The 11792-nt window shown below is 65.1% G+C and carries 12 protein-coding genes; 9 read left to right on the top strand and 3 right to left on the bottom strand.

Annotated features, from left to right (window positions below; all coding sequences use genetic code 11):
• Nucleotides 1-106: 106 nt before the first annotated feature.
• Nucleotides 107-910, top strand: a complete 804-nt coding sequence (locus BDD21_RS02860) for a proteasome-type protease (protein ID WP_120795861.1) — start codon at nt 107-109, stop codon at nt 908-910.
• A 112-nt stretch (nt 911-1022) separates the two neighbouring features.
• Here the strand turns inward: BDD21_RS02860 and BDD21_RS02855 are convergent, their stop codons facing one another.
• Nucleotides 1023-1493, bottom strand: a complete 471-nt coding sequence (locus BDD21_RS02855; protein WP_120795860.1) for an ATP-dependent zinc protease family protein — start codon at nt 1491-1493, stop codon at nt 1023-1025.
• Nucleotides 1494-1960: 467 nt separating this feature from the next.
• Here BDD21_RS02855 and BDD21_RS02850 point away from each other — a divergent pair, with 467 nt between their 5' ends.
• Nucleotides 1961-2671: a hypothetical protein gene (locus tag BDD21_RS02850; RefSeq protein WP_245969375.1), complete on the top strand. Its 711-nt coding sequence runs from the start codon at nt 1961-1963 to the stop codon at nt 2669-2671.
• 82 nt (nt 2672-2753) lie between these two features.
• Nucleotides 2754-3206 (top strand): thermonuclease family protein, encoded by a 453-nt coding sequence (locus BDD21_RS02845; RefSeq protein WP_120799709.1) that lies wholly within the window; start codon nt 2754-2756, stop codon nt 3204-3206.
• Nucleotides 3207-3222: 16 nt separating this feature from the next.
• Here BDD21_RS02845 and msrB read toward each other — a convergent pair whose 3' ends face one another.
• Nucleotides 3223-3621, bottom strand: coding sequence for a peptide-methionine (R)-S-oxide reductase MsrB (gene msrB / locus BDD21_RS02840; protein ID WP_120799708.1), 399 nt, complete (start codon nt 3619-3621; stop codon nt 3223-3225).
• A gap of 504 nt (nt 3622-4125) precedes the next feature.
• Here msrB and BDD21_RS02835 point away from each other — a divergent pair.
• From BDD21_RS02835 to BDD21_RS02810, 6 genes are all read left to right on the top strand, one after another.
• Complete coding sequence (locus BDD21_RS02835) at nt 4126-4743, top strand: SCO family protein (RefSeq protein ID WP_120795859.1); 618 nt, start codon at nt 4126-4128, stop codon at nt 4741-4743.
• Nucleotides 4740-5639, top strand: coding sequence for an archaetidylserine decarboxylase (gene asd, locus BDD21_RS02830; RefSeq protein ID WP_120795858.1), 900 nt, complete (start codon nt 4740-4742; stop codon nt 5637-5639). The genes BDD21_RS02835 and asd overlap by 4 nt, the downstream gene beginning before the upstream one ends.
• A 221-nt stretch (nt 5640-5860) precedes the next feature.
• Nucleotides 5861-7024, top strand: coding sequence for a glycosyltransferase family protein (locus BDD21_RS02825; protein ID WP_120795857.1), 1164 nt, complete (start codon nt 5861-5863; stop codon nt 7022-7024).
• Nucleotides 7021-7869: a lytic transglycosylase domain-containing protein gene (locus tag BDD21_RS02820; protein ID WP_120795856.1), complete on the top strand. Its 849-nt coding sequence runs from the start codon at nt 7021-7023 to the stop codon at nt 7867-7869. Before BDD21_RS02825 ends, BDD21_RS02820 begins: the two co-directional genes overlap by 4 nt.
• Before the next feature lie 52 nt (nt 7870-7921).
• Nucleotides 7922-8473, top strand: a complete 552-nt coding sequence (locus BDD21_RS02815) for a LemA family protein (protein WP_120795855.1) — start codon at nt 7922-7924, stop codon at nt 8471-8473.
• Nucleotides 8470-10284 (top strand): DUF2207 domain-containing protein, encoded by a 1815-nt coding sequence (locus tag BDD21_RS02810; RefSeq protein WP_120795854.1) that lies wholly within the window; start codon nt 8470-8472, stop codon nt 10282-10284. Before BDD21_RS02815 ends, BDD21_RS02810 begins: the two co-directional genes overlap by 4 nt.
• A 146-nt stretch (nt 10285-10430) precedes the next feature.
• On the opposite strand, the gene BDD21_RS02805 is transcribed toward BDD21_RS02810, so the two are convergent.
• Nucleotides 10431-11489 carry a thioredoxin family protein gene (locus BDD21_RS02805; RefSeq protein WP_120795853.1) on the bottom strand — a complete coding sequence of 353 codons (1059 nt, stop codon included), beginning with the start codon at nt 11487-11489 and terminating at the stop codon, nt 10431-10433.
• Nucleotides 11490-11792: the final 303 nt, after the last annotated feature.

Below are 11792 nucleotides of genomic sequence, written 5' to 3'. Positions count from 1 at the left end.
TCGGACGCGCGCCGCAACCCACGCAACCGATCGCGGCCGCGCGACCACCCGGCATCGACCGCCCGACATCGACCACCCGACATCGACCATACAGACACGATACATCATGACCTACTGCCTCGGACTCGCCCTCGACGAGGGCCTTGTGATGGCCGCCGACTCCCGCACCAACGCCGGCGTCGACTATGTCACCACCTTCAGCAAGCTGCACGTCTTCCAACCTGCGCAGGACCGAATCTTCATCCTCATGTCCGCGGGCAACCTGGCGACCACGCAGGAGGTGCTCAACCGCATCCGACGTGATCTGGACCAGCCGCGCGACGCACGGATCCTCGAGGATCGAGACCACGAGCGATCTCGAATCGACCTCTTGAGCGCGCGTTATCTCTTCGAGGCGGCGGATTATGTCGGGCGGGTCAGCGTCGGCGTGCAGCGCGATCATTCCCCGGCACTGCGTCAGAGCGGCGTCAGCGCCGAGACCACGCTCATTCTGGGGGGCCAGATTGCCGGTCAGCCACACGGTCTTTATATGATCTACCCGCAGGGCAACTATTTTGCGGCCTCGCCCCAGACGCCCTACCTGCAGATCGGCGAGACCAAATACGGCAAGCCGGCACTGGATCGCATCGCCGAGCCCGGGCTGTCGTTGGAGAACGGAGCGCGTCTGTGCGTGGTCTCTTTGGATGCGACCTCGCGCTCGAACATGACGGTCGGTCCGCCGTTCGAGGTCGCCATCTATGCCAAGGACAGCCTGACGCTGACGCATCGGCTCAAGCTGACCGCCGATTCACCGGCGTTGCGCACGCTCTCGCGCAGCTGGAACGAGGGCATCCGCAGTGTCTTCGATCACCTGCCGCGTTTCGATTGGGAAGCGATGGGAGAGACGCCGACCGACCGGCTACCGACCTAAACCGCGTCCGGAGCGAAATACGTCGTTTTCGCTTTGTGCTTAGCGTCGGAGCTGGCGCCGCCAAGCCATTTCAACACATTACGCATACCGCACCGGGCGCGGTTTAAACGCGTCAATCGTAGTGCTCCCGCGGCCGGGCCACCCGCCCGGTTAGAAAGGAGCACGCCGGATCGACTCGGGCGCGGCCGGCAAGCGCAGTACGACCGAGCAACATCCGAAACAGCATGGTCTCGCGGTTGGTCAGGGTGATCTCGATCGGCCAGTCTTGTCCGGCCAGCATGAGCCGGCTGCGGATAATGTAGCGATCTTCGCGGTGGCCGCCGGAGTCCGTGACCCGCCGTTGGTCGATGACCAGCGCCTCGCCGTGGAGCACGACATCGGTGCGCTTCTGCAGCGGATGCACGCCGAAGCGGACGTAACGCTCGCGGCCTCGATGGAAGCCGTCGACATAGAAGGCATGGAGGGTCGAGGTGCGCGCCCCCGTGTCCACCTTGGCCTTGACGAGGCTCAACCCCAGCTCCGGGAGGGCGATCCATTCACGCCAGCCCAGCAGCAAGGTCTCGGAGGTTGTGCCGTGGGTCATCGCCAAACCTCGCTCAACGCGGTCAAATACACCATCCGCACGCCGCTTCGTCTCCCGCTCGACATCGACTGCCAAGGCCCGATGTTAAACCGCGCCCGGCGCGGTCTGCGATGTTTTTCGATGAGATCTCCCAAGCCAAACGCAACATGAAAATGACGCATGTCGCTCTGGACGCGGTTTAGATCCGGCAGTTGAGCGCTTCGTGCTGCAAGCAAGGCTCTGACGTCGTTGGTGATCTTGGTCGTTTGACGGCTCACCTGCCGGGTGATGGCCGCTACGGCCCCTGGAGCACGCCCCACGCGGCGTCCGACTGCGCTGCAACGCGTTGTCGTAGAACCACTACGGCGCCTCGTCGCGCCTTGCCGGACACCACGCGCGACGCACTCCAGGGGCCGTTCAACTGCCGGATCTAGGTTAAACTGGCGGGACCGTTCGGGCGAGCTCGATCAACGTATTCCGGAGACATTATGTTTAGACCGATCCAGATGACCCTGCTCGTTGCCTTGGCCCTGCCGCTGGCTCAGAACGCCGTTGCGGAGCAGGGAACCGCCAAGATTCTTGCACCCTGGGAGGCGAACGGTCAGCTTTTTCAGATTGCCGTGGACAAGCTCCAATTCATCGGCACCTTCGAGGGCATCATGTACATCGAGCACGGCGAAGGACTCTTGGATGCGGCGCTCTTCACCTGTCCCTCGACCCAGATCATCCATGTCCTGAGCAACCAGCTCGAGAGTCACGGCTTCTGCACCATCGAGAGTCCGACCGGTGACTCGGTCTACGCCGAGTTCACCTGCAACGGCGAGCCCGGCTCCTGTAAGGGCACCTTCACGCTTACGGGCGGAACCGGCCGGCTCGCCGGGATCACCGGTCAGAGCGATATGATCGTGCGCACCGCGCTGAGCGGCACCGCCATGAACGAGGCGACCGGCGGTACAGTGTCGGCGGCGAAGGGGCTCGCCATCTGGCCGGAGATGCGGTTCGAGTTTCCCGGCAAGAGTGCGAAATCCGGCATGCTCGGCACCGGCCCCGGCTCAAACGGAGGGGAAATCATTCCGGAGATGTTGAATCCGGTCGATCCGGGCAGCAGCGTCGTTCCCGAGGCATCCGCCGAGGGAGCAGCCTCCGGGACGTCGCCGGCGAGCGGGTCTGCGCAGGGCGCCACGACGGGCGAGCGCTGACCGGGTGGCCCGCCGAGACTCGCCGAGTCGGCGACGGGGAATAGGCCGTTTGTCGGGCGCGGCCTTCACCGGTGCGCTGCTTATGGCGTTGCTTTCAGGTGTTCCGGCCTTCGCGGCCGGACCCCGCGAGATCGTTGGAATCCCGATCGTCGAGGACGACGGCTCATTCTCGATCAAGGGGCAGTCGATCGAGCTTTTCGGGATCTATCTTCCGCAGACCGAGCGCCAGTGCCGTCGGTGGGAGCGCCCCGTCCGCTGTGCGCCGCGCAGCACACTCGCGCTCGATTTCCGCGTCAGGGGGTTCGTGAGCTGCGAGCCGCGCGGCCGATCCGAGGCCGGACGCATTCAAGCGATCTGCCACGTCGATCGCACCGGGCTGAGCCCGGGCGAGGACTTGGCCGCCTATCTCATCCAGCGCGGCTGGGCGCTCGCACTCCCGGGTGCGCCGTTCGAATATCACGCGATGGAGCGTATCGCTCGGACGAAGCAGCTCGGCGTCTGGGGTACCGCCGTCGATTCGATCAGCCCGCGTTGATCTGCCGCCGCCGCGATCAGGCTTCGGGCTCGAACGCCAAGGAGACCGAATTGATGCAGTATCTGAGTCCTGTCGGTCTCGGCCCGTCCGGAAAGACATGTCCGAGATGGGCGCCGCAGCTGTTGCAGATGACCTCGGTGCGGCGCATGCCGTAGCTGACGTCGTCCTCGGTCGCGACGGCATCCGGTGAGGTCGGCTGCCAAAAGCTCGGCCAACCCGAGCCGGAATCGAATTTCTCGCTCGCGTTGAACAGCGGCTCGCCGCAGCAGGTGCAGCGGTAGATGCCGGGATCCTTGGATGCGTGATACTGCCCTGTGTAGGCCGGCTCGGTGCCTTTCTCCCGACAGACGCGATATTGTTCGGGCGTCAAGGTTTCACGCCATTCGAGATCTGTCTTCTCGATCTTATGACCCATAGTAACCTCGTGTGATTCGGTTTCGACGATCCGCTCGACAATCGGATTGGTCATGAGCGGCATTGGCTTGAGCCTCGGGCGAGGCGACCCGTATACTGGCCCCATCCTCGGGTCCGAATCATGATGATTCGCGACCCCGACCGCGACTCGGTTCCGCTTCCATCCCGATCATGATGTTATCCGTGACGCCCCGCCCGAATGCCTTGCTCGCACGAGCGGGTGGTATGGACGAGCGAGGGCGGAGTCCAGGGAGTCCGGCCCTGCTGGACTGCGCTGCGCTTGTCCACCCTACGTCGCTTGTCCACGCTGCCGGCAGCACTCTTTTCGGTGGGATGGTCGGGTTTGCGCGTTCTTCGCTAGATGCAAGGGTGGGGTCGCATCGCCGCGATGTCCACTCGCTGCCGCGCCGGTCCGTACACTGGGTCCCGGGCCGTTCCCCGATCGACGCGAAACCCGTGTCGACCGACGCAGATCCGGCGTATGCACACGAGGCGATTGCCTGAGATGTTCCTGCGGAACCGACACCCTCTCTGGATCCGCCTGGTCTTGATCCTCGCTGCCATTTCGCTGTTCGTCTTGGCCTACCAGTGGGGGAATCAGTACCAGCGCCGCAGCGCCGCATCTCCGGTGATCGGCGGGTTGCTGATCCGCCCGCCCGCGAGCCTGCCGGATTTCGAGCTGCGCGAGGCCCTAGGCCGTACCTACAGCCAAGAGGATCTGTCGCAAGGTTGGACCCTGCTCGCCTTCGGCGATCTGTCGCGCGCCTCGGGACAACTCGCCGTCCAGCGTCTGATCGATGTCTACAACCGGGTGGCCGACGAGCGCGCCTTGCGCAAACAACTGCGCTTGGTTCTCGTCACCACGGGTGATGATCCGAACCTTTCCCGGGATTTCGCCGGTCTCTTGCCTGCGCTGAAATTACTCGGCGGCGACGCCGAGCAGATCGAGCGTCTTCGGGCCGACATCGGCCTCGGCAGCGCGGAGACACCGGCGATCTTCGTCGTTGCACCGGGTGGATATGTGCTTGCCTTCCTTCCCGAGACGGAAGGCGCTGCACAAATGGCCGACGATCTAAAGGCCATCCACGCCGGCTCGGAACTCTTATTGCCGGAGACACCATGACGGAACCCTTACGGGGCGTGGGGGCGCGGCTTTTCGTCGCCCTGCAGCATATTATTCCTCAGCACCCGTTGTCGGCCCTGATGTATCGGCTGGCGCGCGTTCGGTGGCGTCCGCTCAAGGATCTGTTGATCGCGATTGTCCTGCGTCTCTACAGGATCGATATGGCCGAGGCGGCAGAGTCGAACGCGAGGGCCTATGTGCACTTCAACGCCTTCTTCACGCGTGCGCTGAGACCCGACGTGCGGCCGCTTGATCCGGACCCGCTGGCGGTCGTAAGCCCCGTTGACGGTACGATCAGTCAAAGCGGTCGGATCACCGCGGGCCGTGTGATCCAGGCGAAAGGTCGGGATTACAGTGTCGAAGAGCTCCTCGGGGGAGACTCCGAGCGGGCACGTGTCTTCGACGGCGGCACCTTCGTGACCATCTATCTGGCGCCGAGCGATTACCACCGCATCCACATGCCGCTCGGCGGCGATCTCGCCTGGATGCACCACATCCCGGGACGGCTGTTCAGCGTGAACAACGTCACGGCGGATCTGGTGCCGCGTCTGTTCGCCCGCAACGAGCGGGTGGCCTGCCGATTCGAGACCGACGTCGGTGCGATGGCGATGGTCCTCGTCGGGGCCATCTTTGTCGGCGGGATCGAGACCGTCTGGGCCGGCGAGGTGACGCCTGCACGAGACGGGGGTCGGGGCTCGCATGCGGGCACCGGAGTCGACTCGGTCCGGCTCGAGCGCGGCGCCGAGATGGGTCGCTTCAATCTGGGCTCGACCGTGATTCTGCTCTTCGAGCCCGGTCGGGTGCGGTTGGACGAGACGCTTGTGCCGGGACGCAAGGTTCGACTCGGGCAGCGGCTCGGCCGACCTGCGGCGGCGTCCGAGCAGGTCGAGACCTAAACCGCGTCCAGAGCCAGATGCTGATTTTCGAGTGAGTGCGACGTTTGGTGCCTTCACAACCCTTATCGGGGACGCGGTTTAGAATGGTATATTTTTTAATCTCTTAAACCGCGCCGACGCCAACGGTCGTCAAGTCTGCCGGGGCCGATCCCATCCAAAACCATCGCATATCGCGCTGGGCGCGGTTTAACGCGAGCCCGAAGCGAACCGGAGGCGCTTGCATGTCCCATCTCTTCCTTGCCGTGACCGCCCACGGTTACGGGCACCTGGCGCAGGCGGCGCCGGTGGTTCATGAGCTGGCGCGGCGTTTGCGCGGTCTGCGGATCACCCTGCAGAGCGACATCGATCCGGGCTTTGCGCGCAGCCGACTGCCGCCCGGGTTTACGCAGATCCAGGAGGCGACGGATATCGGCCTGCTCATGGACGGTCCGCTCGGCACCCGCTGGTCGGAAAGCCTGATCCGATATGCGGATTTCGAGGCCGACTACGAACGGCGGCTCGAGCGCGAGACTTCACTGCTGCGCCGCGAGGCGCCTGACCTGGTCTTGGCCGATGTGCCCTGGCTGCCGCTCGATGCGGCGCGGCGGGCGGGCATCCCGGCGGTGGCGCTGTGCTCGCTCAACTGGTACGACATCCTGCGCGAGAGCCCGGTTGCCGATCAGGTCCCCGCACCTGTGATGGCGCGGATGCGGGCGGTCTATGCCGCGGCCGAGCGCTTCATCCGACCGGCCCCCTCGATGGCTATGTCGTGGCTGCCCAATGCGATCGATGTCGGCCCCATCGCGAGCCGTTATCCGGATCGTCGGGAAGAATTGCGGGCACGCTGCGGCGTGTCCGCCGATCGCCCCTTCGCCCTGATGCAGTTCGGTGGCTTCGAGGGGTTCGATCCGCTCGCGGTGTGGCCCGAGCAGGATCAGGTCCATTGGTTGGCTCAGGATCTACCCGCGGGGCCGAGGCGCGATGCGACCGCGATCTCCTCCCTGGGACTGCGCGTGCCCGACGTCATGTCCTCCTGCGATTTCATGTTGTGCAAGCCCGGCTACGGCAGCTATTCCGAGGCCGCCGTCAACCGGATCCCCGTGCTCTATGTCAGACGCGGCGATTGGCCGGAGGAAGCCGCCCTGATACCCTGGCTGGCAGAGCGGATGCCGACACGCGAGATCACGCGGGAGGATCTTCTGGCGGGACACCTCGCCGAGGCCATCCATGCGTTGCGCACCGCCGATCGACCGCCTGCCGTAGAGCCGACCGGCATCGAGGAGGTGGCGGATCTTCTGGAGCCACTGCTCGTCAAGCGGCTCCGTCCTGCGGGTCATGCGTCCCGGGTCGCTCACTCCGGTTCGACGGGCGCCGCCTTGCCAACCTCAGTGGTGGAGGGGTCATGACATCCTTCGGTGCCGATCCAAAGCGGGTCCGACGCCTGGCGTTTCTGGCGCTGGCCTTTATGCCGCTTGTCTCTTGGGGCAGCGTGGCCGGTCAATCCACCTCGAGGGAGGGTGCCGAGACGCCGCAGGCCGGAACGGAATCAGCCAAGAGCGAGGCCGACACCCTAAAGCCAGCCAAGGCCGCTCCCGCCAGGCCGGCATTGCCGGTGGCGCCGAGCGGACCGCGTCCGAGCCGAGCGGAGGTCATCGCCATGATCCCTGCGGTCGCCCGTCGACATGGGGTCGAGGAGGAATTGGTCCGCGCGGTGGTCGCGGCGGAGTCGAACTACAATGCCCACGCGGTCTCGCGCGCCGGCGCGGTCGGGCTGATGCAGTTGATGCCGCCGACGGCGGCGGACTACGGAGTGACCTCTCTCGCCGATCTCTTCGACCCCAAGATCAACCTCGACACCGGCACACGTCACCTCAAGCGTCTCCTGCGCAAATACAACAACGACTACGGTCGGGTCATCATGGCCTACAACGCCGGCGAAGGCGTGGTCGATCGCACCAACAGCCAGGTGACCTATCTTGAGACGCTCAACTACACCGAGGCGGTGATTACCTATTACCGCCGCAACGGCGGGACTGCGCCGACGCAGGTGGCCTTGAATCAGGTCCGGACCCTGCGCGGGACGCGTGACTTGGGCCAGGCGCGACGCCTGATGAAAAAATATCTGGATCCGTCGCTGTTGTCGCTCAAGGTCAAGCCGACGCTCGACCTGCGGCGCCTCAACCCGGCCCTTCACGAAGTGGGGCCAGAGAGCAAGCCGATGTTCGAGCTGGGCGCGTCCGGTCGGCCCTGAGTCCGGTTACGGATGGCGCATCGTCGGCATCGCTCGAGAGGAGTCTCGGCACATGGTTTACGGGTTCACGGCACTTCTGCTGATCCCGCTCGTCTGGGGTCTCTGGATCTTCAATCGCTTGGTGCGCCTGCGCAATCGCGTCCGTGCGGCCTGGAGCGATATCGATGTTCAGCTCGTTCGGCGTCACGACCTGATCCCGATGTTGGTCGAGGCGGTGCGCGGTTATGCGGCGCATGAGCAGACACTCTTCACGGCCGTCGCGGCGCTGCGCACCCGTGCGGTGGAGACGGAAAGTCCCGCCGAGCTGGCGACCCTGGAGGCGGCGCTGGAGCAGTCGCTCGGTCGGTTGATCCTGCTCGAGGAGGCCTATCCGGATCTCAAGGCGAGCGAGAATTTCCTGCGCCTTCAGCGCGATCTCGTCGATGTCGAGGAGCATCTCCAATACGCCCGCCGTTTTTACAACGGCGCGGTGCGCGAGTTGAACGACGGCATTCAAAAGGTGCCGGATCTGCTGATCGCCCGGCTGTTCGGATTTGCGTCGGCCGAATTCTATCTGGCCCGCGCGTCCGAGCGCGCAGCACCGCGACTCGAGGACGAGACATGATCGACGGCCTTCCCGTTCAGGTTGCCGGGCGCACCGCCTTGTCCCGGATGCAGGCATGGGCGACGCCGAGGGGGCGATCGCTCCTCGGTTTCCTGCTCCTCCCCCTGCTTCTGCTCGCGATCGGCACTCAGGCCGGTGCTGCGGAGGAGATCCTCTCCTTCCACAGCGATCTCTGGATTCAGCCCGACGGCAGCCTCGACGTGACCGAGACCATCGCCATTCGCGCCGAGGGCCGCGAGATTCGCCGCGGCATCGTGCGCGAGTTTCCGACCCGCTATCGCGACCGCCTCGGTAACCAGGTCCGGGTCGGTTTCGAGCTGTTCGGCGTGGAACGCGACGGCAAACCGGAGCCTCATTTCATCGAGCGCGTCTCCAACGGCGTGGAGATAAACACCGGCAACGACGATCTCCTCGCCGTCCCGGCGACCTATACCTACCGCATTCGCTATCGCACGACCCGCCAGCTCGGGTTCTTCGACGGGCACGACGAGCTCTACTGGAACGTCACCGGCACCGGTTGGATCTTTCCGATCCTCGCGGCGAGCGCCACGGTGCGTCTTCCGGCCGATGCCCCGGTCGCGGACCTCTCGGCCGAGGGCTATACGGGGCTTCAGGGCGCTGTCGGTCGAGACCTGGTCGCCGAGGTCGTCTCGCCCGACGAGATCCGCTTTGCGACGACAAGACCCCTCGGTGTCGGCGAGGGTCTGACGATCGTTGCAGGCTTCCCGAAAGGTCTGATCGCGGAGCCGACGGATGCCCGGCGCCTCGGCTGGCTGCTGTACGACAATCGCGGGGTGTTGGTCGCCCTGGTCGGGCTCGTCCTCCTGCTCGTCTATTACGGCACGACCTGGTGGCGCGTCGGGCGCGACCCGCAGGCCGGCCCGATCTTTCCGCACTACCGACCACCCGACGGACATTCACCCGCGGGTCTGCGCTATCTGAGCCGGATGGGCTACGACCACCGCTGTTTTGCCGCCGATTTAGTCGAGACGGCCGTGAAGGGCCATGTGGTGATCCATCAGGAAAAGGCCGGCTGGCGCGACACGTGGCGGCTCGAGCGTTTGCGCGGCGCCGATCCGGCAACGCTCACGCCGAGTCAAGCGACCCTGCTGAGGCTGCTCTTCGCCAAGGGCGATCAGCTGGTGCTGACCAACACGCAGGCGGATCGGGTCGGCCCGGCGCAGAGCGGACACACGCAGAGCCTCGCGCAGCTCTATAGCCCGCGCTTTTTTCTCGTCAACGGCGGCAAGCTCGGCATAGGGATCGCCTTCTCCGTGCTCTACGGCGTTTTGGCCTGGATGGTCGCGGGCGGAGACGGGGTACCGGCCATGCTCGTTCTGTTCGGGCTTGCCTTCGGTGCCCATGTCCTCTTTGCTTGGCTGCTGAAGGCCCCGACCACCGAGGGGCGACGGTTGCTCGACCGGATCGAGGGTTTGAAGCTTTACCTGAGTGTCGCCGAGCGCGACGAGTTGAAGGCGCTCCCCGGACCGGGCAGCGATGCGCCGCCCCTGCTGGATGCCGAACGCTACGAGGCGCTCTTGCCGTATGCGCTGGCCCTGGATGTCGAAGAGGCATGGACCCGCAAATTCACCCTTGCCGTCGGCGCCGCGGCCGCGGCGGCCGCCGCGGGGGCCATACACTGGTACCGAGGCCGCAGCACCGCGGGGGATCTTTCCCGCATGAGTCGGTCGCTCGGCCAGACCCTCAGTCGCCAAATTGCCTCCTCCGCGACACCGCCCGGCAGCAGCTCGGGCGGTGGCGGCGGCTCCTCCGGAGGCGGCGGCGGGGGCGGCGGAGGACGCGGGCGGTAGGACAAGCGCTGTAGGATGGGCGAGCGAGGCGGGTAGGGTGGACGAGCGAGAGCGAAGTCCACCGAACCCCGCGCCGACTCCGGCGGTCGTCAAATCTGCCGGGGCCGATCCCATCCAACAGCATCGCATACCGCGCTGGGCGCGGTTTAATCCATCAGATCGGCCTCGACCCCGAGCGCGCTCAACGCTTCGCGGCGCGCGGCAAGATAGCGCTGGAAGCTCGGCTCCCACAGATAGGCACCTGTGGCGACATAGTCCAAGGCGCCGTGGATGTGGAATGCCTTGAAGTAACCCTCGGTGCGGAAGACCTCGCGCCCGGCGGCATCGAAGAACACCAGGCTGGGTGTGTACTTGATGCCGAGCTCCGCGGCCCAGTCGCGGATCGGGATCTCGCGTCCGTCGACTGTCTGGACGGGGTCGCGTGAATAGGTATCCAGGATCACCCCGTCGAAGGCGCTCAGCGAGTAGACGACCGGCTCGCGCTCGAGGATGTCCTCGTGCAGCTCGTCGCAGTCTCGGCAGGTGGGCTGCTCGAACATCACCACTAGAGGACGCATGGAGGCATCGCGGTTGTCGGCAAGCCGGAATGGGGCGGTCAGGAAGCCCCCCCGGGTGTGCAGTGTGCCCTTGGCCTCGGCGGAATCGAGTCCGGCGGCATAGTCTGCGAATGACTCGCCGACCTGCTCGCGCCGCTCGGCGACATAGGCGAGCGCGGCCTTGAAGCGATGGGGCGGGAAGTAGCCGTTGATCCGCAGAACGACCTGCCCGGCCTCGTCGAGCAACAGCATCGTGGGTGTGAACTGAACCCTCAGATCGGCTCCGAGTTGTTTCTCCGTGGTGGACTCGCCTGACAGGCCGGTCACCTCGCGGTCACCCCAGAGATTGATGGCGACGACATCGAAGCTCGCCTGCATCAGACGGGCAATCGACTGATCGGCGAGGTTCTCCTGCAACAGCTTGGCGCAGTAGGGGCAGCCGTCCTGATAGAAGTAGAGGATCAGGCGTTTGTCCTGCACGGTGGCCTCGGCGACGTCCTCGCGGAGATCCAGAAAGGACACCTTGAACCACTCCGGCTGCTCGTGATACCCGGGGTTCTGCATCCCGGGGCCCAGCTCGGCGGGTCCGTCGCTTGCGGCTGCGGCGAGCGTGCCGAACAGAAGCAGGCTCCAGGCCAAGCGGTGGATCCCGATCGAAGGCGTCTTCATCGTTCCAGTCTCCTCTGTGGTCCAACGGGGCTACCGAGCGGCGGGTGCGCTTTCCGGTTCCCCTTATTTTGGTGCGGCTCGGGCGACACGGCGCCTTTGCTTGAGATGTTCGGCGATTGCGGAGGTTCCTGAGTCCGGTGTCGGAAATAAGTCGAGCACCGAATCCAATCGTTGTCGTTGTCGTTCTCGATTACGACAACGACAACGACAACGACAACGATAACGACAACCCTGGCAAAGGTGTTCTCTCGTCGAGTTGTTTGACTTGCTTTTGAACTGCTCCTACACCGCGTCCAGAGCGAG

The sequence above is a fragment of the Thiocapsa rosea genome (assembly GCF_003634315.1).
GTDB lineage: Bacteria > Pseudomonadota > Gammaproteobacteria > Chromatiales > Chromatiaceae > Thiocapsa > Thiocapsa rosea.
Note: the sequence above shows the minus strand (reverse complement) of the source record. Positions and strands in the feature narration are given on the sequence as shown.

What these genes read in the sequence shown, in the direction of transcription:
- BDD21_RS02860 (WP_120795861.1), top strand. Translation starts at nt 107, where the DNA reads ATGACCTACTGCCTCGGACTCGCCCTCGACGAGGGCCTTGTGATGGCC.
- BDD21_RS02855 (WP_120795860.1), bottom strand. Translation starts at nt 1,493, where the DNA reads ATGACCCACGGCACAACCTCCGAGACCTTGCTGCTGGGCTGGCGTGAA.
- BDD21_RS02850 (WP_245969375.1), top strand. Translation starts at nt 1,961, where the DNA reads ATGTTTAGACCGATCCAGATGACCCTGCTCGTTGCCTTGGCCCTGCCG.
- BDD21_RS02845 (WP_120799709.1), top strand. Translation starts at nt 2,754, where the DNA reads ATGGCGTTGCTTTCAGGTGTTCCGGCCTTCGCGGCCGGACCCCGCGAG.
- msrB (WP_120799708.1), bottom strand. Translation starts at nt 3,621, where the DNA reads ATGGGTCATAAGATCGAGAAGACAGATCTCGAATGGCGTGAAACCTTG.
- BDD21_RS02835 (WP_120795859.1), top strand. Translation starts at nt 4,126, where the DNA reads ATGTTCCTGCGGAACCGACACCCTCTCTGGATCCGCCTGGTCTTGATC.
- asd (WP_120795858.1), top strand. Translation starts at nt 4,740, where the DNA reads ATGACGGAACCCTTACGGGGCGTGGGGGCGCGGCTTTTCGTCGCCCTG.
- BDD21_RS02825 (WP_120795857.1), top strand. Translation starts at nt 5,861, where the DNA reads ATGTCCCATCTCTTCCTTGCCGTGACCGCCCACGGTTACGGGCACCTG.
- BDD21_RS02820 (WP_120795856.1), top strand. Translation starts at nt 7,021, where the DNA reads ATGACATCCTTCGGTGCCGATCCAAAGCGGGTCCGACGCCTGGCGTTT.
- BDD21_RS02815 (WP_120795855.1), top strand. Translation starts at nt 7,922, where the DNA reads ATGGTTTACGGGTTCACGGCACTTCTGCTGATCCCGCTCGTCTGGGGT.
- BDD21_RS02810 (WP_120795854.1), top strand. Translation starts at nt 8,470, where the DNA reads ATGATCGACGGCCTTCCCGTTCAGGTTGCCGGGCGCACCGCCTTGTCC.
- BDD21_RS02805 (WP_120795853.1), bottom strand. Translation starts at nt 11,489, where the DNA reads ATGAAGACGCCTTCGATCGGGATCCACCGCTTGGCCTGGAGCCTGCTT.